Source organism: Acinetobacter sp. ANC 4779, assembly GCF_004331055.1.
Lineage (GTDB): Bacteria > Pseudomonadota > Gammaproteobacteria > Pseudomonadales > Moraxellaceae > Acinetobacter.
Genome location: NZ_SJNU01000004.1, coordinates 137,711 through 157,980 on the forward strand (window position 1 = coordinate 137,711; position 20,270 = coordinate 157,980).

General features: G+C 41.1%; 21 protein-coding genes. 5 read left to right on the top strand and 16 right to left on the bottom strand.

All coding sequences use genetic code 11. The annotated features are described in order from the left end of the window. Positions 1–201: 201 nt before the first annotated feature. Positions 202–1,614: a Si-specific NAD(P)(+) transhydrogenase gene (gene sthA, locus E0H80_RS06745; protein WP_131364327.1), complete on the bottom strand. Its 1,413-nt coding sequence runs from the start codon at positions 1,612–1,614 to the stop codon at positions 202–204. Between the two features lie 208 nt (positions 1,615–1,822). Here sthA and lipA point away from each other — a divergent pair, with 208 nt between their 5' ends. Then, positions 1,823–2,836 carry a lipoyl synthase gene (lipA, locus tag E0H80_RS06750; RefSeq protein WP_131364329.1) on the top strand — a complete coding sequence of 338 codons (1,014 nt, stop codon included), beginning with the start codon at positions 1,823–1,825 and terminating at the stop codon, positions 2,834–2,836. 150 nt (positions 2,837–2,986) lie between these two features. On the opposite strand, the gene E0H80_RS06755 is transcribed toward lipA, so the two are convergent. The 11 genes from E0H80_RS06755 to E0H80_RS06805 form a co-directional block, all read right to left on the bottom strand. Beyond that, on the bottom strand, positions 2,987–3,640 hold the full coding sequence (locus E0H80_RS06755; protein WP_131364331.1) for a tRNA-(ms[2]io[6]A)-hydroxylase: 654 nt from the start codon (positions 3,638–3,640) through the stop codon (positions 2,987–2,989). A 12-nt stretch (positions 3,641–3,652) separates the two neighbouring features. Beyond that, entirely contained in the window at positions 3,653–4,378 is a 726-nt protein-coding gene (pdxJ, locus tag E0H80_RS06760; RefSeq protein ID WP_131364333.1) for a pyridoxine 5'-phosphate synthase, read from the bottom strand. Between the two features lie 26 nt (positions 4,379–4,404). Next, a complete protein-coding gene (recO, locus tag E0H80_RS06765) occupies positions 4,405–5,115 on the bottom strand; it encodes a DNA repair protein RecO (protein WP_131364334.1) in 711 nt (236 codons plus the stop codon). 12 nt (positions 5,116–5,127) lie between these two features. Next, positions 5,128–5,319, bottom strand: a complete 192-nt coding sequence (locus tag E0H80_RS06770) for an NF038104 family lipoprotein (protein WP_067725017.1) — start codon at positions 5,317–5,319, stop codon at positions 5,128–5,130. A 36-nt stretch (positions 5,320–5,355) separates the two neighbouring features. After that, complete coding sequence (gene era, locus E0H80_RS06775) at positions 5,356–6,384, bottom strand: GTPase Era (protein WP_131364336.1); 1,029 nt, start codon at positions 6,382–6,384, stop codon at positions 5,356–5,358. A gap of 5 nt (positions 6,385–6,389) precedes the next feature. Further along, entirely contained in the window at positions 6,390–7,082 is a 693-nt protein-coding gene (gene rnc, locus E0H80_RS06780; protein WP_131364338.1) for a ribonuclease III, read from the bottom strand. Continuing rightward, entirely contained in the window at positions 7,054–7,428 is a 375-nt protein-coding gene (locus E0H80_RS06785) for a DUF4845 domain-containing protein (protein ID WP_131364340.1), read from the bottom strand. Before E0H80_RS06785 ends, rnc begins: the two co-directional genes overlap by 29 nt. A 21-nt stretch (positions 7,429–7,449) precedes the next feature. Beyond that, a complete protein-coding gene (lepB, locus tag E0H80_RS06790) occupies positions 7,450–8,277 on the bottom strand; it encodes a signal peptidase I (protein WP_067864504.1) in 828 nt (275 codons plus the stop codon). Positions 8,278–8,298: 21 nt separating this feature from the next. Continuing rightward, the gene (lepA, locus tag E0H80_RS06795; RefSeq protein WP_131364342.1) at positions 8,299–10,116 is read right to left on the bottom strand and encodes a translation elongation factor 4; all 1,818 of its coding nucleotides are present in this window, start codon (positions 10,114–10,116) and stop codon (positions 8,299–8,301) included. Positions 10,117–10,369: 253 nt separating this feature from the next. Next, the gene (locus E0H80_RS06800) at positions 10,370–10,831 is read right to left on the bottom strand and encodes an acyl-CoA thioesterase (RefSeq protein WP_131364344.1); all 462 of its coding nucleotides are present in this window, start codon (positions 10,829–10,831) and stop codon (positions 10,370–10,372) included. A 136-nt stretch (positions 10,832–10,967) separates the two neighbouring features. Next, complete coding sequence (locus E0H80_RS06805; RefSeq protein WP_131364346.1) at positions 10,968–12,350, bottom strand: Do family serine endopeptidase; 1,383 nt, start codon at positions 12,348–12,350, stop codon at positions 10,968–10,970. Positions 12,351–12,579: 229 nt separating this feature from the next. Between E0H80_RS06805 and nadB the strand changes: the two genes are divergently transcribed. Further along, positions 12,580–14,223: an L-aspartate oxidase gene (gene nadB, locus E0H80_RS06810; protein ID WP_165494285.1), complete on the top strand. Its 1,644-nt coding sequence runs from the start codon at positions 12,580–12,582 to the stop codon at positions 14,221–14,223. A gap of 72 nt (positions 14,224–14,295) precedes the next feature. Here nadB and E0H80_RS06815 read toward each other — a convergent pair whose 3' ends face one another. From E0H80_RS06815 to pabC, 4 genes are all read right to left on the bottom strand, one after another. After that, positions 14,296–14,712 (bottom strand): PaaI family thioesterase, encoded by a 417-nt coding sequence (locus tag E0H80_RS06815; RefSeq protein ID WP_131364351.1) that lies wholly within the window; start codon positions 14,710–14,712, stop codon positions 14,296–14,298. Between the two features lie 93 nt (positions 14,713–14,805). After that, entirely contained in the window at positions 14,806–15,405 is a 600-nt protein-coding gene (gene tmk / locus E0H80_RS06820) for a dTMP kinase (protein ID WP_131364353.1), read from the bottom strand. A 3-nt stretch (positions 15,406–15,408) separates the two neighbouring features. Beyond that, the gene (mltG, locus tag E0H80_RS06825; RefSeq protein WP_131364355.1) at positions 15,409–16,458 is read right to left on the bottom strand and encodes an endolytic transglycosylase MltG; all 1,050 of its coding nucleotides are present in this window, start codon (positions 16,456–16,458) and stop codon (positions 15,409–15,411) included. Between the two features lies 1 nt (position 16,459). Further along, positions 16,460–17,272: an aminodeoxychorismate lyase gene (pabC, locus tag E0H80_RS06830; protein ID WP_131364357.1), complete on the bottom strand. Its 813-nt coding sequence runs from the start codon at positions 17,270–17,272 to the stop codon at positions 16,460–16,462. Between the two features lie 166 nt (positions 17,273–17,438). On the opposite strand from pabC, the gene E0H80_RS06835 reads away from it, so the two are divergent. The 3 genes from E0H80_RS06835 to E0H80_RS06845 all read left to right on the top strand — a co-directional run bounded on the left by E0H80_RS06835 (position 17,439) and on the right by E0H80_RS06845 (position 20,268). After that, complete coding sequence (locus E0H80_RS06835; RefSeq protein WP_131364359.1) at positions 17,439–18,443, top strand: sulfate ABC transporter substrate-binding protein; 1,005 nt, start codon at positions 17,439–17,441, stop codon at positions 18,441–18,443. Positions 18,444–18,619: 176 nt separating this feature from the next. Next, positions 18,620–19,633 carry a sulfate ABC transporter substrate-binding protein gene (locus tag E0H80_RS06840; protein ID WP_131364361.1) on the top strand — a complete coding sequence of 338 codons (1,014 nt, stop codon included), beginning with the start codon at positions 18,620–18,622 and terminating at the stop codon, positions 19,631–19,633. 29 nt (positions 19,634–19,662) lie between these two features. Further along, the gene (locus E0H80_RS06845) at positions 19,663–20,268 is read left to right on the top strand and encodes an alpha/beta hydrolase (protein ID WP_131364363.1); all 606 of its coding nucleotides are present in this window, start codon (positions 19,663–19,665) and stop codon (positions 20,266–20,268) included. The last annotated feature ends 2 nt before the right edge of the window (positions 20,269–20,270 follow it).

Here is a 20,270-nt window from a genome sequence, read left to right on the forward strand (position 1 = left end):
ATTTAAGCATATTGTTATCCACTAACCAAACTGGATTGAGTTGATTTTATTGCGGGTTGTCACAACTCATACAGTCTACAGAGTTGATGAATTCACTCTTATCCTACTCATTTTATAGTTGTTAAAATTTGGCTTTTATTCTCCATAAAAAAAACCCGCAAGCTCACTTGCGGGTTTTAAAATCTAAGAATTAAACACATCTTAGAACAAACGGTTCATACCATTTAAAGTTGCTACACGGTAGGCTTCCGCCATAGTCGGATAGTTAAATGTGGTTTCAACAAAATATTTAATCGTGTTGTTACCACTCTTCATCACCGCTTGACCAATGTGAATAATTTCTGAAGCATTATTACCAAAACAATGCACTCCTAAAATTTCCAGCGTGTCGCGATGGAACAAAATCTTCAATTCACCCACAGTATCGCCAGTAATTTGTGCACGCGCTAAATGACGAAAAGACGCTTGCCCGACTTCGTAAGGAATCTTTTCTTCAGTCAATTGTTGTTCAGTCTTACCAATCGATGAAATTTCCGGAATGGTATAAATACCTGTCGGAATATCCGTTACTGGTGCAACATCTTCACCGCTCATGTTTGAACCTGCACAACGACCTTGGTCATAAGCAGCAGAAGCAAGTGATGGCCAGCCAATCACGTCACCGGCAGCGTAGATATTTTCTACTTCAGTCTGGTAATGCTCATTCACTGTTAACTGACCACGGCTGTTTGGTTTAATCCCTACATTTTCAAGACCCAAACCATCGGTATTACCCGAACGGCCGTTACACCATAAAATGGCATCGGCTTTAATTTTCTTACCACTTTGTAAATGCATCACCACGTGATCATCAAATGTTTCAAGATGATCCAGTTGTTCATTATGACGAATCAATACACCCTGTTCACGCAAACGGTAAGACAAGGCATCAGAAATTTCGTCATCAAGGTAGCTTAATAATTTGTGCTGTGTATTGATCAAATCAACTTTATGATCCAGCCCAATGAAGATCGAGGCATATTCACAACCAATAACCCCAGCACCGTAAATGATGATTTTTTGGATTGGGAAATCAAGATCCAAAATTTTGTCTGAATCAAATACACGTGGATGATTAAAATCAAGCGCTGCTGGACGGTACGGACGCGAACCTGTCGCGATCACCAATTGCTGAAAAATAATGGTTTCTTTAATACCGTCTTCACTGAAAATCAGTGCGGTATTTTTATCTTGAATGTAAGCACGACCATGATAAATATCAATTTTATTGCGATCATAAAAACGAGAGTGTGTTTCAACCTGTTGCTGAATCACTTTATGTGCATTACGCAACACTTGCTTCATGGTGAACTGTTTCCAGTCGCCCACTTTTTGGAACATCGGGTCACGCTGGTAACGTAAAATACTCGATACTGTTTGACGTAATGCTTTACTTGGAATAGTTCCTACATGCGTACAGTTACCACCTAACTGCTCACGTATATCAATAATTGCAACACGCTTGCCAGATTTGGCAAGTTTCATTGCTGCGCCTTCACCCGCAGGGCCCGAACCGAGAACTACCGCATCATACTTGACGAAAGTTCCACTAACGACCTCTTTCTTACGTGGCATTCAACGCTCCTATCTTCAAACCTAGTCTATCTTCAGTATATTATGACGTAATTAGGAGTAATTTGCTGTATTTACCTTGCATATATTAAATGATGACAACATTTATTAAATGAATATCCTTTTTGCCCCATTTAGATTCAAGTCCGTTATAATAAAAGCGCTATTATGGCTAGTATCTCCCCCGTCAAAAACAGTGGAAAAGTTCAATATGTCTGAAAACCGTAAACCAGAACAGGGTGTCAAACTTCGTGGCGCAGAGAAGGTCGCTCGTATTCCTGTAAAAGTTATTCCTACGGTTGAAACGCCACGCAAACCGGACTGGATTCGCGTCAAAATGGCGGCTCCTGATGAAGTTCAGCGCATTAAGACTACTTTACGCGCACAAAAATTACATACAGTGTGTGAAGAGGCGGCTTGTCCCAACCTGCCAGAATGTTTTGGTGGTGGTACAGCAACCTTTATGATCATGGGTGATATCTGTACCCGTCGTTGCCCATTCTGTGATGTTGCACATGGTCGTCCAAATGCACTTGATCCTGATGAACCACGTCATATGGCAGAAACGATTTCCAATCTTGGTCTGAAATATGCAGTGATTACTTCTGTTGACCGTGATGACCTTCGTGATGGTGGTGCTCAGCACTTTGTAGACTGCATTAAAGAAGCACGTAATTTAAGTCCTAAAACATTACTTGAAATTCTAGTCCCAGATTTCCGTGGTCGTATGGATGTGGCTTTACGCATCATGACGGAATGCCCACCAGACGTATTTAACCATAACATTGAAACTGTGCCACGCTTGTATAAAGCCATGCGTCCAGGTTCAGACTACCAGCATTCATTAGACCTGCTAAAAATGTTTAAAGAATACTGCCCTGACGTTCCAACCAAATGTGGTTTGATGGTCGGCCTGGGTGAAACTGAAGAAGAAGTATTGGCTCTACTGGATGATTTGCGTGCACATGATGTGGATTACATCACCATTGGCCAGTATTTACAGCCTTCTAAGCAACATGCACCGATTGACCGCTTCGTTACTCCAGAAGAATTCGAACGCTATACCGCACATGGTCATAAGCTGGGTTTTAGAAATATCTGGGCTGCACCGATGGTTCGTTCAAGTTACTTTGCCGACCGTCAATATTATGGCGAACCGGTTCCGGCTGTACGTCGTAAAGCCGACCCTGCCAAGAAAATTGCGGTTCAAACCATTGAAGCTTAATTTATTTTAAATAAAAAATTAGTCTAATTTAATGATGCCAATCTAATCCATTTAGATTGGAATTTTTATTTCAACGTTAAAAAATAACATATAAAAAATCCTCCATTTGAAATAGAGGATTTTTTAAAGAACACGTCTAAGGACTAAAAATTAAGCCGCTTTATTCGGCACACCACTATGAAAGCGGAATAAATTATCTGGAGTTAAAATCAGATTCTTTTCAAATTCACGAAAGTGTGCAATACGTTGCTGAATATCTTCTTTAGGATTTTTTAACTTTGAGGTTTGGGCGACATCCAAGGCCAATGCCAAATAGTCCTCAAAGTGACGAGATTCAGACTTCAGCAGATAACGATAGTATTTACCTAAATCTTCATCTACCAGCGGTGCAAGTGCATAGAAACGTTCACAGGAACGTGCTTCTACAAAAGCACCAATAATCATAATGTCGATTAAAGCTTCAGGCTCATACGTCCTTACCTCTTTACGCAATCCACCTGCATAACGGCCAGCACTAATGGATTGCCATTCCTGTCCGCGTTTGGTCATCAGTTCAAGTACTTGTTCATAGTGCAGCATTTCTTCACGCACCAACTGTGCCAATTTAATCTGCAAATCGGTAAAGAAGGTGTAGCGAAACATCAGGTTCATGGCTGTACCTGCTGCTTTCTTTTCACAATTGGCATGATCTTGCATGAGTAACTCGAGGTTATTCATTGCTTCATCTAACCATGCTTGAGGGGTTTCACATCCCAAAAAGCCCAAAACGGGCTTCATGAGATCATCATAATTTATTGACGACATAATTCTAAAAACTTATCTTGCTGATTTAATGACAGCTTTCATGTGTTGAACGGCTTGGGCCAACCCGACAAATACAGCATCGGCAATAATGGAATGACCAATATTGAGTTCATGGATTTGTGGGATTTTTGCAATGGGTGTGACATTGTCAAGATTTAAACCATGTCCTGCATTCACCAATAAACCTTTAGATGCCGCATATTCTGCAGCTTGAGCAATACGTTCAAGTTCATGCTGCTGTGCTTCTGGTGTTTTTGCATCTGCGTAAGCACCGGTATGAATTTCAATGGTTGGCGCACCGCAGGCAATTGCTGCATCAATTTGTGCAATATCGGCATCAATGAACAAAGATACTTCACAACCAATGGCTGTTAAGGCTTGGGTTGCGGCTTTGACCTCTTCAAAATGTCCCAAAACATCCAGGCCACCTTCAGTGGTCACTTCCTGGCGTTTTTCTGGAACGAAGCAAACATGATGCGGCTTGATTTCTTTAGCAAATTCAACCATTTCAGGAGTCACTGCCATTTCCAAATTCATATGCGTTTTTAGTAACGGACGCATACGACGCACATCATCATCCTGAATATGGCGACGGTCTTCACGCAAATGCAAAGTTATGCCTTCTGCACCGGCTTGTTCACACATCAATGCAGCATTGACTGGATCGGGATAAGTGGTTCCGCGCGCCTGTCGCAATGTCGCCACATGGTCAATATTTACACCAAGCAAAGCAGCCATAATAATCTCCTAACCATGATTAAAAATTAAGATTTAGATTGAGTATTTTGAACCCACAATTGACGACTTTTCAGCGGTCGCTCTCCCAACAGAGAAGTAATCATCTGCCGGTACAGTTGTGCCAACAATTGTAACTGTTCCGGGTTAAAATCCCTACCCTTTTCATAATCACGCATCGACAGAATATGCTGTCCCGCTAAAGTTGAACGTGACTGTTGGACGGTTGGGATAAAGCCCTCATTAAGCTGAAATATATAATGCTGCGCCTCTTGAATTTCATGCTGCTGGGCATCAATACTAAAATCGAGTGCATAGCCGAGCTCTTCTAACAGTGCATGCTCAAACTGGCGCAAAATTTGTCGGAGAAAAAGATGAGGGTTTTGATGCTGTGCCAATTGCTGTAGTTGTTGTAAAGTCAGATGATATTGCACAAAAGTCTGAGGCATTTCGACTTCAACTGGACATAAACGAAGAATAAGTTCATTCAAATAGAAACCAGCAAAGAAGGCATCGCCAAAGAAAAAAACCGGCTGATTGACGATTTCAAGTTTAGTGAAATTTTTAAGATCCGATTTTCCTGAAGCCTGCAAGCCAATCGGTTGATATTGTGGAGGTGGCGTTTGTCTCAATATTCCATCAACGCGCCCATGCTCCTGCGTAAACAAATGCACGATATGACTGCGCTCACGGTATTTACGGTGATGGATTAAATAACCATGCAACTCTTCATTCCGCATGAATAATCAAATCTAGTCTTTTTTCTTTTTAGAGTCTGTTTCTTCATCATCCCCATCAGGAATGACGGCACCTACGACGGCTGCAGTACCTTTAACCACGCCCTTCGTCGTTTTATAAGCGACTTTTACAGGGACAGTGACAAGTTTATGAATACAGCCTTGCAGAAATAAAACACATGCTACAACTGCCAATACTTTGATCATCACCATTCCCTATAAAAGCGTTACTTATCTATATGCTTAGATATCGCTATAACCTAAACTTTTCAATGCACGCTCGTCATCAGACCAACCGCCTTTCACTTTAACCCAAAGTGTCAGCATGATCTTTTGTTCAAACATTTTTTCCATATCCGCACGCGCATCCATACCGATTTTTTTCAGCTTCGCACCTTTTTCACCAATTACAATGGCTTTCTGGCCTTGGCGATCAACAAAAATCGTCGCATCAATGTAGGTACAGGCTGGTTTTGGACGACCGGTTTTTTCATTAATCGTTGCTTCTTCAGTATTAAATGACTCAATCTGCACGGTTAAATCATATGGAAGTTCTTCACCTAACTGACGCATGATCTTTTCACGAATCACTTCAGACGCCAGAAAACGTTCTGAACGATCGGTAATTTGATCCAATGCATACAAAGGTGGCTGGAACGGCAAATAGTTTTCAATCGTGTCACGCAAGTGATCAAGATTTGAAGCACGTAAAGCTGAAACAGGAACAATTTCTGCGAAATTCATTAATTTCGCTCGTTCTTGAATCAATGGCAAAGCACTATTTTTATTTTCAAAAGTGTCAATTTTGTTGATCACTAAAATTACTGGCATTTCAGCATTTTTCAGTTTTTCCAAAACCAGCTCATCATTTTGAGTCCACTTTTGAGCATCAACAACGAACAGCACCAGATTTACATCACGTAGTGCCGAGCTTGCTGCACGGTTCATCATTTTATTGATGGCACGGACTTCTTTTTTGTGCATCCCTGGCGTATCGACGAATACTGCCTGAGACTTTTCACGCGTATCAATACCGACAATCTTATGACGAGTGGTTTGCGGTTTACGTGAAGTAATAGAAAGTTTCTGACCTAAAATATGATTCATTAACGTAGATTTACCTACGTTTGGACGTCCAACAATGGCCACAAATCCACTTTTAAAATCTGTAGGAATAATGGTGCCTTGTGAACTGAAAAAATCATTAATCAGGTCATTGCCGTTGCTTTTCGGCTCGTGATCAGCATCGATGTGATCAGAATGTGTGGTCATGCAGATTACTGCTCCAATTGTTTTAAGATATCTGCCGCTACTGCTTGCTCAGCAAAACGACGACTGGATCCTTCACCGTACAATACAGGCAAACCCTCGATAATGCATTCCACTTTGAAATGCTGATTCGGGGCATCGCCTTGAATATCCACAACATCGTAAATAGGGAGAGGCTTTTTACGCGCTTGTAAATATTCCTGTAAGCGTGATTTGGGATCTTTGAGTTGGTCTGTAGGCTCAATATGGTCTAAATATGGCACGTACCATTTCAGTACGATCTCTTGCAAGACTTTTAAATCATCGCAGTCGACATAAATTGCACCAATAATCGATTCTACAGTATCAGCAAGAATAGATTCTCGATGATGTCCACCCGATTTCAACTCACCTGTGCTTAAGATTAAACACGGACCAAGTTTCAAATCGTTTGCAATTTTGCCTAATGCTTCTTGACGAACCAATGTGGCACGCATACGCGTTAAACGCCCTTCATTTTCATGAGGGTAGGCTTGATACAAATAATGGGCAATGATCATCCCTAATAACGAATCGCCTAAAAATTCCAGACGCTCATAATTAGATTTATGACTCACCGAGCGGTGTGTCAGTGCCAGCTGCAATAATTCAGGCTGCTTGAACTGATAACCGATACGGCTGACTAAGTGCATATCACTTAGTTTGGACTGACCTTTGATCAAAACTTTTCTCGAACTTTAACACTAAATCTATATTGAGGAAGAACGGCTTTCTTATCTCATAATCTTTTTTCACTTGCAGACCATCGGTATTGATGACTTTTGCAACATCTTTAAAGCTGATGTCACGTATACCATTCATATCGAAACGCTGCCCCATCTGTTTCTCAAATTCAGAAGGCGCAATGTTTTTTGGACTGCTTTGCATTAATTCCGTAATCTGACTATCAATAAGACGATCATCTACATACGGTCCCCACACTGCAATAGCAATTTTCACTAAAAAAGCAAAACCAATAATTGCAATCAAAATTGCAATATACGATGCCCCTTGTTGATTTTTATGCATTTGTTATTTTTCCAATCATGCTTAATCAATTTTACCGTTACGATTAAATGACGGCAATTTAAAACCAGGCTCTTTATGCATCCAGATATAGAATGCACGACCTGTTAAGTTTTCTTCCGGTACAAAGCCCCAAAAACGACTGTCAGCACTTTGATCACGATTATCCCCCATCGCGAAGTAATGACCTTGTGGAACTTTGACTTCCCAATATAAACCATTTTCAGCCGAGTATTTACCATTTTCAACATAATTAATAAATGGTGCTTGGCGTGCAACATTTACATCTTCAAGCTCGCGCATTTTAAAGGTATGTTTACCCAGCGTTTCTTGATGATAAATCGAGGTGGGCGTATCTAAAATATCTTTTTCACGGCTAAATTCAACTGGAACTTTAGCAACCTTATTACCGTTAATAGAAAGTTGTCCGTGATCATAAACAATATGATCACCGGGCAAACCGACTACACGTTTAATATAACTAATGGTCGGTTGTGGTGGATAACGGAATACAATTACATCACCACGTTCAGGTTCACCCACGTCAATCACTTTGGTATTTACTATAGGTAAACGTATTCCATAATCAAATTTATTGACCAGAATAAAATCGCCGGTTTCCAAGGTTGGAACCATCGAATCGGATGGGATATTAAAAGGTTCAAAGAAAAATGAACGCAGGATCAGGACAACGGCCAACACCGGCCAAAAGTCATACGCCCAGGTGATAATGAAATTTTCATTATCCTTGCCTCGAGTCTGTCTTTGTTTAAAGACAAACTTATCCAACAACCACACTAAAAAGAAAATTAGTGTTGCTGGTACAAGGATTAAATTAAAATCAAAATCCATCGGCTTATATCCTCAATTTTATTATCTTTCTACTTTCAATACAGCCAGGAACGCTTCTTGCGGGATTTCAACACTACCCACTTGCTTCATGCGTTTCTTACCTTCTTTTTGCTTAGACAACAGTTTCTTCTTACGTGAAACGTCACCACCATAACATTTGGCCAATACGTTTTTACGCATTGCTTTTACAGTTGAGCGCGCAATAATTTGTGCACCAATTGCAGCCTGAATCGCGACATCAAACATTTGACGTGGAATCAGTTCTTTCATCTTTTCAACCAGTGCAATACCACGATGACGTGCATCATTACGATGAACAATCATTGCCAGGGCATCAACTTTTTCCCCATTAATCAACACATCCACTTTCACCAGAGATGAGCTTTCAAAACGGACAAAGTTGTAATCGAGCGAGGCAAAACCACGTGAACATGATTTGAGTCGGTCAAAGAAATCCATTACTACTTCAGCTAGAGGAATTTCAAAGGTCAGGGAGACTTGCTTACCCAAGAACTTCATTTCTTTTTGAACACCACGGCGCTCAACACATAAAGTCATGACGTTACCTAAGTATTCTTGAGGAACCAAAATATGGCATTCAGCAATCGGTTCACGTAAATCTTCAACCGTTGAACCCTCGGGCATTTTTGATGGACTGTCGATGTAAATGGTTTCGCCATTTTTCATTAACGCTTCATAAATTACCGTTGGTGCAGAGCTGATGAGGTCTAAATCGTATTCACGCTCTAAACGCTCTTGCACAATTTCCATGTGCAGCATACCCAAGAAGCCACAGCGGAAACCAAAACCTAAGGCATCAGAACTTTCTGGTTCAAAAAACAAGGCTGAATCATTAATTTGTAATTTATGCAGTGCTTCACGGAATGGTTCAAAATCACTGGCATCAATTGGGAACAAACCTGCATAGACCTGCGGTTTAACCTTTTTAAAACCGGGTAATATAGCAACGTCCGGGGTCGTAGACAAAGTAAGGGTATCCCCTACTGGCGCACCAAAAATATCTTTAATCCCGGCAATGACAAAGCCTACTTCACCCGCTTCTAACTCACCTGTTTCAGTGTGTTTAGGGTTAAAAATACCGACTGAGGTCACGATATGGGTTTGACCAGTCGATTTGACCAGCATTTTATCGCCTTTACGGATACGACCATGTTTGATGCGAACCAGCGAGACAACGCCTAAATAATTATCGAACCAAGAATCGACAATTAAAGCTTGTAAAGCAGCATCCCGATCACCTACTGGCGGTGGAATCACATTCACAAGTGTTTCTAAAACGCCCTCAACACCAAGACCTGTTTTTGCAGAACATGCAGGTGCTTCGGTCGCCTCAATGCCGATAATATCTTCAATTTCTTGAATGACACGCTCAGGTTCGGCTTGAGGTAAATCAATCTTGTTTAAAACAGGAAGAACTTCAAGACCTTGTTCAAGGGCGGTATAACAGTTGGCAACAGATTGTGCTTCAACGCCTTGTGCAGCATCGACAACGAGCAAGGCACCTTCACAGGCGGCAAGAGAGCGAGAAACTTCGTATGAAAAATCCACATGTCCTGGTGTATCAATGAAATTCAATTGATATTCTTCACCATTGGGATGGGTATAATAAAGCGTTACCGAAGTCGCTTTAATAGTAATTCCGCGTTCGCGCTCAATGTCCATAGAGTCAAGGACTTGTGCTTGCATTTCGCGTGCTTGCAAACCACCACAAGTTTGAATAAATCGATCGGCAAGTGTCGACTTACCATGATCGATATGCGCAATAATCGAAAAATTTCGTATATTATTGATATTAACTGACTTTTTAGCAACTGCCATAAACTACTCTAAATCAAAACACACAATCACATACTTGAATGAACAAAGTATTTATGACGTGCAAAAAAGGATATTCCGAAGATGTTGCACAGTATAAGCAGTAGATAGTTAAAAATACAGTGAGCTTTTAAAAATAGTCGGTTTCTTCTGCAAAACTTTGCGATCAATCTGCCTTATCCCAGTATTGCTATATACATATAATGACAGCACTTGAATCCGGTCTTTTAAGTTTTTCTCGACAGGAAGGTAGCGATCAATCTTCACCTTTTAAATGAATATTGGTGAAATCTAGCGGATTAATATCAGCTGCTAGCGGTTGATAGGCTTGGGTAAACGTCGGTGACATGCGTTTTGGACGACCTGTTGCAATTTCAATACACGCCCATTTGGTATTTCCTGTGAATAAAATACTTTGATCTTGAGGACGATAGAACACGTACTGGCGAAAAGAATACAGTGCGTTAAGATCATTCAACCAGGTGCGCAAGATAATTTTTTCGCCTTCAAATGCAGCTTTTCGATATTGCACATGATGTTCAATTGCCACCATCGCATGTTTCAGCTCAAGATATTCCTTGAGTCCCAAACCCAAGGCTTCAATATGGGCAGTAGCGACTTCCTGTATCCATTGCATATACACCACATTATTGACATGTCCCAAACTGTCAATATGCTCTGCTTGAACGGTCACTTCTAAATCAAAAACTGTGCTCATATATTCTTTAAACCCGTACTCGTTGCAAAAATTTCGCTCAAGGAAACACAGTCTACGTAATTTTAAGATCGAGTAAAATTGCAAAGTATAAAAAACCACTCATTTTCAGAGTGGTTTCGCTGTTCATTTATTGAGACTATTCAATCCGCATGCCCAAAATTGCGCGTTGATCTTGACGAATTACCGAAACACGTGCAATTGAGCCTTTTTTCAACTCAGACACAGATTTAATAAAATCATTACTGTTCAAAATGGTTTTATTATTAATTTGAGTAATAATATCCCCTGCCGTCATACGTGCTTGTGCAGCAACTCCCCCTCGCTTCACTTCCTCGACCAAAATACCGCCCTTGATATTCAACTGCGTTTGTTCAGCGGCAGTGAGGTTACGAATACTCACGCCGATAACTGGACCTTTTTGTTCAGCAGTTTGTTCCACTTTTGCTGGAGTATCATCTGGGGCAGTAGTCAATGTTGCTGAGATATTCCGGGTTTTATCATCGCGTAAAACTTGCAATTGAATGTTTTGATTGGGTGTGGTTCGATTTAGGTAATTAAGTAAATCTGAAGTTCTTGAAATGGGTGTTCCATTATATTTCAAAATGACATCGCCCGACTTAAAGCCGGCTTTGGCTGCTGGAGAATTTGGTGCCACCTGTGTCACCAGCGCACCTTCAGGTTTGGACAGGTTATAAGATTCCGCAAGGGTACGATCGATATCTTGCAGCATTACCCCTAAGTATGAACGTGTGACCTTGCCATTCTTTTTCAGCTGCTCTGCCACATCCATTGCCACATCAATCGGAATAGAGAAAGACAAGCCCATATATCCGCCAGTCCCACTAAAGATCCGCGAATTCACCCCAACCACTTCACCATTTTGGTTAAACAATGGACCCCCCGAATTCCCTGGATTCAAAGCCACATCGGTCTGGATAAAAGGAACTGAAGTTTCCCCCATCATGTTGCGCATTTTCGCACTGACAATGCCGGCTGATGCAGAATAATCAAAGCCAAAGGGTGAACCAATCGCCAGTACCGGCTCTCCTACTCTGAGTCGATCAACATTACCGGTACGTAATTCAGGAAAATTCGAGCCATTAACCTTTAAAAGTGCAACATCGGTACGCTCATCACTTCCCACCACAGTGGCATCAATTTCACGGCGATCGTTCAGCATGATCGTGACTTTAGATGCATCTTCTACCACATGGTGATTCGTCAACAAATAACCATCTTTGCTGATAAAGAATGCACTACCATATCCAGTTTTTTCTTGTGGTGCCTGTTGTTGAGGAATAATCACCCGATTGCCAAAGAAACGTTTCAATATTTCAGGAACTTGCTGCTGTAACAATTCTTGCTCTGTCATTTTTTTAACGACATTTACACTGACCACTGCAGGACTGACCTGTTCAACTAAATTAGAAAAGTCGACCGTCGATGCTGCTTGGGTTTGCACTGCCGCCATGGTAAATACCACAGCATAAATTCCTTTTTGTACATAGCGATTATTCATATAAAGCCTTCGCTCCATTTCGTTATAAATATGTGTAGACATTTTTTAGCATAAACCTTGTCTATCTGGTGTAATAAGATGTTTGATTATATTTGTATAAACAACAGCTTAAAGATTTCTTAAAAGTTTGTTGGTTTATTACTTTTTCTCATCATACATTAGCATATTAGCTCTTGTTTTTTGATCAAAAAAGCGGTGTTATTAGCGAACTTTTTTTTCGAATTAGCTGATGGACATGTCTAATTTAAACACTACGCATCATTTTGATGTGATCATTGTGGGAAGTGGCGGTGCTGGTTTAAGTCTGGCTTTATCGCTACCCGATCATTTCAATATTGCAGTTTTGGCAAAATCGACTTTAACAGATGCAAGTACTTTTTATGCACAAGGTGGTGTAGCGGCTGTTCTAGATGAAACCGATTCAATTGAACAGCACATTGATGACACCATGATTGCAGGTGCACAGTTATGTGAAATTGAGGCGGTCAAACAAACGGTTGAAGGCGGCAAACCCTCGGTTGATTTCCTTTTAAAACATGGTGTCCAATTCACCTTAGACGAACAAGAACAATTGCATTTAACCCGTGAAGGTGGTCATTCACAGCGCCGTATTATTCATGCCGCAGATGCAACCGGTCGTGCCATTTCAACCACTTTAGTTGAACGCGCTCAAGAAAAACAAAACATCACTATTTTTGAAAACTACATTGCCATTGATCTTATTACCTCCCAAAAATTAGGGCTGAAAGATCAAGGCAATCGCGCTCTGGGTTTATACGCTTTAGATGAAAAAACTGAAAAAGTGCATACTTTCTTAGCACCCTCTACCGCTTTGGCATGTGGTGGAGCCATGAAAGCCTATCTCTACACTTCTAATCCGGATATAGCGACTGGTGATGGTATTGCTATGGCCTATCGTGCGGGCTGTCGTGTGGCCAATATGGAATTTAACCAGTTCCATCCAACCTGTCTTTATCACCCTCAAGCACGTTCATTTTTAATTACTGAAGCCATGCGGGGTGAAGGTGCCTATTTACGTCTGCCCGATGGTGAACGCTTCATGTTGCGTTTTGACGAACGTGCTGAACTTGCACCACGTGATATTGTGGCACGTGCCATTGACTATGAAATTAAGCGTTTAGGGATTCGTCATGTGTGGCTGGATATCACCCATAAGCCGGCCGAGTTTGTGAAGGAACATTTCCCTACCCTATATGCGCGCTTGTTAGAACTGGGTATTGATATCACCACAGAAATGATTCCGGTGGTTCCTGCTGCACACTATACTTGCGGCGGTGTGGTGGTCGATGAACACAGCCAGACCGATATTGAAGGACTCTATGCGATTGGGGAAACCTCGTATACCGGATTGCATGGTGCTAACCGAATGGCCAGCAACTCACTTTTAGAATGTTTTGTGTATGGCATGAGTGCTGCAAAACATATTGAAAGTCAGTTTGATACCCAATATGAATCTCCCCATGTGCCCGCTTGGGATGATTCTCAGGCGATGAATCCGGATGAAGATGTAGTGATTCTACAAAACTGGGATGAACTGCGTCAGACCATGTGGAACTATGTCGGTATTGTGCGGACGACCAAACGTTTGGAACGTGCCCTACACCGTATTGAAATGCTAAAACGGGAAATCACCGAGTTTTATCATGATTATCAAGTCAGTAAAAACCTGATTGAGCTGCGCAATCTGGTTCTGGTGTCTGAGATGATTGTACGCTGTGCGATGGAGCGTAAAGAATCACGCGGTCTGCATTTTACTTTGGATTATCCTGAACTCTCGGCTGAATTGCGTAAAACTGTACTGATGCCACCTAATTTTAAAGTCGAAACACCTTTGGTTAATGCTGAGACTTAAATTTTAATAATGATCAAATCAGTAAAAAGCCGAACATGTTTGTTCGGCTTTTTAACGCTGCATAATCGCTATTTATCGCTGAGGCGGTATGGAATAGGTGCTTACAGCATGCGCAATTGGTTCTTCCGAATCAATTGAATACAACCATACATCTCCGACTATCAGTGCCTTGCCGACTTTCATTAATTTGCAAACCGCACGAATATCCTGTGCTGCTGTAGGTTTTCTTAAAAAATTGATGGATAAACTGGTGGTGACTGCCAACGCGACAATGCCGATCTCGCCCAATATTGCAATATAAAGTGCATAATCAGCCGCAGTCATCATGGTCGGTCCTGACACCGTTCCACCTGGTCTTAAATCCGCAGCTCCCACACGATAAATAATGGATGCGCCTTTTTCAGTCACTTTTTCTATTTCACATTTTTCCAGACTTTGTGGAAATTCAGCCTGTAAAAAAGAAATAATCTCTGCTTTGCTACTTTTCATTTATATTCTATCTTCATCCCTGATCATGCTGAATATAAAAGAATAACCTGCTTTAAGCACTGATATTTTTGATCTTTGTTTTAATCTAAAAAATTATTCCAAATAAGCCAATGCCTGTTCAAATACCTGTTCTGGGGTTTGTGTAGCATCTAAGCGCTTAATCCGTTCACTTTGCTCCCCGCAAAGTTCCTGATAACCCGACCGTACTTTCTCAAAGAAAGTGGCTTTTTCTTGTTCAAACCGATCCAGTGCACCACGCTCACGTGCGCGTGACATGCCCAGTTCCGTCGGTGCATCTAGCCAAAAAGTGATATTTGGCATATGTGAGACAAAATTTGCATTCAATAACTTTAATTTTTCTTTGCTTAAGCCACGCCCCGCACACTGATAAGCAAAACTGGCATCGGTAAAACGATCACAGAGTACGGTTTTCCCCGCAGTCAAGGCCGGTACAATGACTTGCTGCAAATGTTGTGCGCGTGCTGCATACATTAAAAGCAGCTCGGTATCATGGGCCATGCTTTCTTCATGATTAACCGACAACAGTAGTGAACGGATCTGTTCTGCCATCGGTGTACCCCCCGGCTCACGAGTAAGCACGACTTGCTGACCCTGCTGTTCTAAATAGTCATAAATTTTACGAATGAGTGTGGTTTTCCCGACACCTTCAGTGCCTTCAAAACTAATAAACATCCCTCACTCCTGCTTCGATTTTAAAACTGACAAGTAATCTTGCACTGCACGATTATGCTCATCTAAACTTGCCGTAAATTTATGTCCACCATTACCGGTTGCCACAAAATAGATATTGTTTGATGCATCGGGATGCATTGCAGCTTCAATGGCTTTTTGACTGGGTAATGCAATCGGTGTTGGCGGTAAACCATTATTGGTATAAGTGTTATAAGAAGTCGGTGTACGTAAATCAGTGCGGGTGATATTGCCGTTATAATTATCTCCCATGCCATAAATCACAGTAGGATCTGTTTGCAGACGCATGCCCATTTTTAAACGGCGCACAAACACACCGGAAACCTGTTCAAGTTCACGGTCGAGACTGGTTTCTTTTTCAACAATTGACGCCATAATCAAGGCTTCATATTTATCTTTATAAGGTAAATCCGAGGCACGATTTGCCCATGCCGCATCTAAAGATTTCATTTGACGATTATATAAATCTGTCAGAATCTTTTTATCTGTTTCGCCTTTGGCAAAGAAATAGGTATCCGGTGCAAACAGACCTTCAGGATGCTTAAATGGAATATTCAACGCCTGCAACATTTGCTCTTGTGGAAGATTCAGCACTTCTTTGGTGACTAGATCATCTTTCTTTAGAAGTTCTATTAACTGTTTAAAGGTCGTTCCTTCAATCACTAAAATACGGTTCATTTGCGCATTTTCAGAATTTGCCACCATATCCATCACTTGACGAATAGTCATGCCCTGACGCACTTCATATACACCGGCTTTCATGGTGTCATGAATCATAATTTTTTGATAAAGTTTTAATATGATGGGAAAACTGACTTTACCTTCTTTGGCTAAGCGATCAATAAAGCCTGAATAGGTATCTCCAGTTCCAATCGCCAGCATCTGCTTTTGACTTTGGACGGGGTAAGCCTTAAATAAGCTTGACCATAAGATGACTGAAGTCATCACCATAAAACCCAGGAATAGAATGATCAAACCTTTCAATGGAAAAACTTTTCTGGCTTTCTTTTTTGAATTTTTCTGTGTGCTGGACATATTAACGAATCTGATTCAGTTGAAGGATATTAAACAGTTCAATACAGGCTTGAACATTCAAAGTTTGCTGATTAAGTTCAGTCACAACTTTCATTGGACTTAAGGCATTACAGAAAAACAGACTTTCAAATTTTGAAATTTCTTCCATATCAATAAAGCGCTGTTGGCAATGAATACCTTGTTGTTGCATACGAGATAATATCTCCGCGCGCATCACACCATGGACGCCATTATAACGAAGTTCTGGCGTAATCCATCTATTGTTTAAACGAATGAAACAATTACTGCTTACTCCTTCAACAACAGTGCCTTGCACATCGGTCACCAGTGCTTCCGCCCATCCTTTTTGATCGGCCTCACTTTTTAACAACACCTGTTCCAAACGATTCAGGCTTTTTACTCCAACCAGACTTGGCATGGTTAGACCTAAGGCTTGCTGCAGTACCCCCGATTTAATTTTTTCAATTAGAAAATCATCAACAACCTGAGGATAAAAAAACACCCATACATCCGCCGGATGGTCAGGCAAGCTGTATCCGCGCTGTCCTTCACCACGACTAATAATGATTTTAAACGTACCATTCACTGTTAAAAATTTCTTTTGCAGTAAAACCAAGCTTTTTTGAATCACACTCAAATCAGCTTTTAACAGCAGTCGTTCACAACCTAAATGCAGCCGTGCCATATGCAGGTTTTCAAGCTCTATTTTGCCATGCCGCACACGCGCAGTCGTAAAACAACCATCACCATAATGGAAGGCGCGATCCAATAATGAAATTTCGTTTATTTCCTCTGCATTCTTAAAACATGGCATAACAAAGCGTCCTGTGAATGATGACTTAGTTTAAAACAGCAGTCTTAGATTGATAGCTTTTTTATTCATATCAAATTCATTTCTTATTATTTTTTTAATAAAAAAGATGACGCTATTCTCCGCATTGTACAAAACATAAATAATTTAAATGTAAAGGATAGCAAAAATGCGCTCATTAAAAATCGGGGTTTTAGCAGCACTTATTTCGGCAACATCTTTTAGTGCGCTTGCAAAAGACTTTTTAAACGTTTCTTACGATCCAACCCGTGAACTGTATGAAAACTATAATAAAGAGTTTGGTGCATATTGGAAGAAAACCACAGGCCAAGAAATTAACTTCAAGCAATCACACGGTGGTTCAGGCAAACAGGCACGTTCCGTCATTGATGGTCTTGATGCAGATGTTGTGACTTTAGCGCTGGCTGCAGATATTGATGCCATTGCAGAAAATACAAATCTGCTGCCAAAAGACTGGCAGAAAAAGTTTCCTAATAACTCGACTCCTTATACCTCAACCATCGTATTTCTAGTACATAAAGGCAACCCGAAAGGCATTAAAGATTGGGGCGATTTGGTTAAACCTGATGTCGGAATCATCACACCCAACCCTAAAACGTCTGGCGGTGCGCGCTGGAACTATTTAGCAGCATGGGCATGGGCAAAACACCAACCGGGTGGCAACGATACCAAAGCCCAAGAATTTGTACGCAAAATCTATAAAAACACCAAAGTTCTTGACTCAGGTGCACGCGGTGCAACCACCACATTTGCTGAACGTGGTATTGGCGATGTATTACTGGCTTGGGAAAATGAAGCACACTTGGCGATTCGTGAACAGCCGGGCAAGTTTGAAATTATCACACCGTCATTGTCTATTTTGGCAGAACCGCCTGTAGCCATTGTTGAAAAGAATGCACAGAAAGATGGCAACCTGAACATAGCTAAAGCTTACTTAAACTATCTGTACTCACCTGCAGGCCAAACTGTTGCTGCCAACAACTTTTATCGTCCACGCAATGCGGCTGTATTGGCAAAATACAAATCCGTATTCAAACCATTAAAACTGGTGACCATTGACAAGGAATTTGGTGGCTGGACTAAAGTTCAAAAACAACATTTTGACAATGGCGGTATTTTCGACCAAATCGTAAAAGCAAATAGCACCAAATAATTTGGGAAAATTAAGAACAGTACTGGCTTTATTGATATGGCCAGTGCTTTGAATACGGAACAGGCTTCTTTATCTCTTTTTTTCATATTAAATTCATTTTTTATTATTTTTTATGCATAAAGTATGGCGCTATTCTGCATTCATGTTACAAAACAGTTAAGAATATTGAGGTTGGCATGAGCATTTCAGCAAAATTAAAGTTAGGGATTTTAGCAGCAGTTATCTCTGCAACCTCTTTTAGCGCACTCGCAAAAGACTTTTTAAATGTCTCTTATGACCCAACCCGTGAACTTTATGAAGATGTCAATAAACAGTTCGGCAAATACTGGGAAAGCCGTACCGGTCAAAAAATCAACTTCAAGCAATCTCATGGTGGTTCTGGCAAACAAGCACGTGCAGTGATTGATGGTTTAGATGCTGATGTGGTGACGCTTGCGCTTGCTGCGGATATTGACGTGATTGAACAAAAGACCAAACTTCTTCCGGCTGACTGGCAAAAAAAACTTCCTCATAACTCAACACCCTATACATCTACAATTGTGTTTTTGGTACGTAAAGGCAACCCGAAAGGTCTCAAAGACTGGGGCGACTTGGTAAAACCGGGTGTCGGGATCATCACGCCAAATCCTAAAACTTCTGGCGGTGCACGCTGGAACTATTTAGCCGCTTGGGCGTGGGCGAAACACCAAGCCGGTGGTAACGATAAAACGGCTCAAGAATTCGTGCGTAAAATCTATAAAAACACCAAAGTACTCGATTCTGGAGCACGTGGTGCAACCACAACATTTGCTGAACGCGGCATGGGTGACGTATTACTGGCTTGGGAAAACGAAGCGCACTTAGCGATTCGTGAACAGCCGGGCAAGTTTGAAATCGTCACCCCTAGCCTGTCTATTCTGGCTGAGCCACCCGTTGCGATTGTAGAAAAGAATGCCGAGAAAAAAGGCAACAAATATCTGGCACAAGGTTACTTGAACTTCTTGTACTCTCCATTGGGTCAAGAAATTTCAGCACGTAACTTCTACCGTCCACGTAACGCAAAAGTATTAGCAAAATACAGCAATGTATTTAAGCCACTTAAACTTGTCACCATTGATCAGGAATTTGGCGGTTGGGATAAAGTTCAAAAAGCTCACTTTGAGAATGGTGGCATCTTTGATCAAATCGTAAAAGCCAATAACGCAAAATAATCGTGCTGGAAAGATAGAGGAGCATCGACATGATTCATACCGTAATTGTTCCAGGTGTAGGTGGCAGTGAACCTGCTCACTGGCAGTCTTGGTTACAACGACAACTTATGTCATGCTCTCGTGTGCAACAACAGGACTGGAATAAACCGATACTTGAAACCTGGATAGGCGAATTTGTAAATACCGTGGCTCCACTTCAAGGCCCTATCCAAATTGTTGCACATAGCTTTGGTTGCCTCACCACTGTTGCAGCACTGGCGCAGCACCCTGAACTCAATCAAAAAATTAAAAATTTGATTTTGGTTGCTCCGGCCAATCCTGCACGTTTTGGTGAAGCCGGCTTTGCACGTGATAGCCAACAAGATTATCAACGTTATTTTCATCAACTGAAAATTGTCGTTCCAACTACTTTACTGATCAGTGAAAACGATCCTTGGTTAAATTTTGAAGATGCCCAATGCTTAGCCCAAGCATGGAAGCTCAATCCGATTAATCTGGGCCAAGTCGGACATATTAATGTGGCTTCTGGTTTTGGTCCGTTTCCTGAAATTTATGATTATTTGATTTCAGAGCACGTAGTGCAACATATCAATTTTTCTGATGAGAGCAAGTATTATTTTAAATTTGCAATTTAGAG

Excerpts from the sequence above, each read along its gene's own strand:
- sthA (WP_131364327.1), bottom strand. The coding sequence starts at position 1,614 with ATGCCACGTAAGAAAGAGGTCGTTAGTGGAACTTTCGTCAAGTATGAT.
- lipA (WP_131364329.1), top strand. The coding sequence starts at position 1,823 with ATGTCTGAAAACCGTAAACCAGAACAGGGTGTCAAACTTCGTGGCGCA.
- E0H80_RS06755 (WP_131364331.1), bottom strand. The coding sequence starts at position 3,640 with ATGTCGTCAATAAATTATGATGATCTCATGAAGCCCGTTTTGGGCTTT.
- pdxJ (WP_131364333.1), bottom strand. The coding sequence starts at position 4,378 with ATGGCTGCTTTGCTTGGTGTAAATATTGACCATGTGGCGACATTGCGA.
- recO (WP_131364334.1), bottom strand. The coding sequence starts at position 5,115 with ATGCGGAATGAAGAGTTGCATGGTTATTTAATCCATCACCGTAAATAC.
- E0H80_RS06770 (WP_067725017.1), bottom strand. The coding sequence starts at position 5,319 with ATGATCAAAGTATTGGCAGTTGTAGCATGTGTTTTATTTCTGCAAGGC.
- era (WP_131364336.1), bottom strand. The coding sequence starts at position 6,384 with ATGACCACACATTCTGATCACATCGATGCTGATCACGAGCCGAAAAGC.
- E0H80_RS06785 (WP_131364340.1), bottom strand. The coding sequence starts at position 7,428 with ATGCATAAAAATCAACAAGGGGCATCGTATATTGCAATTTTGATTGCA.
- lepB (WP_067864504.1), bottom strand. The coding sequence starts at position 8,277 with ATGGATTTTGATTTTAATTTAATCCTTGTACCAGCAACACTAATTTTC.
- lepA (WP_131364342.1), bottom strand. The coding sequence starts at position 10,116 with ATGGCAGTTGCTAAAAAGTCAGTTAATATCAATAATATACGAAATTTT.
- E0H80_RS06800 (WP_131364344.1), bottom strand. The coding sequence starts at position 10,831 with ATGAGCACAGTTTTTGATTTAGAAGTGACCGTTCAAGCAGAGCATATT.
- E0H80_RS06805 (WP_131364346.1), bottom strand. The coding sequence starts at position 12,350 with ATGAATAATCGCTATGTACAAAAAGGAATTTATGCTGTGGTATTTACC.
- nadB (WP_165494285.1), top strand. The coding sequence starts at position 12,580 with ATGGACATGTCTAATTTAAACACTACGCATCATTTTGATGTGATCATT.
- E0H80_RS06815 (WP_131364351.1), bottom strand. The coding sequence starts at position 14,712 with ATGAAAAGTAGCAAAGCAGAGATTATTTCTTTTTTACAGGCTGAATTT.
- tmk (WP_131364353.1), bottom strand. The coding sequence starts at position 15,405 with ATGTTTATTAGTTTTGAAGGCACTGAAGGTGTCGGGAAAACCACACTC.
- mltG (WP_131364355.1), bottom strand. The coding sequence starts at position 16,458 with ATGTCCAGCACACAGAAAAATTCAAAAAAGAAAGCCAGAAAAGTTTTT.
- pabC (WP_131364357.1), bottom strand. The coding sequence starts at position 17,272 with ATGCCATGTTTTAAGAATGCAGAGGAAATAAACGAAATTTCATTATTG.
- E0H80_RS06835 (WP_131364359.1), top strand. The coding sequence starts at position 17,439 with ATGCGCTCATTAAAAATCGGGGTTTTAGCAGCACTTATTTCGGCAACA.
- E0H80_RS06840 (WP_131364361.1), top strand. The coding sequence starts at position 18,620 with ATGAGCATTTCAGCAAAATTAAAGTTAGGGATTTTAGCAGCAGTTATC.
- E0H80_RS06845 (WP_131364363.1), top strand. The coding sequence starts at position 19,663 with ATGATTCATACCGTAATTGTTCCAGGTGTAGGTGGCAGTGAACCTGCT.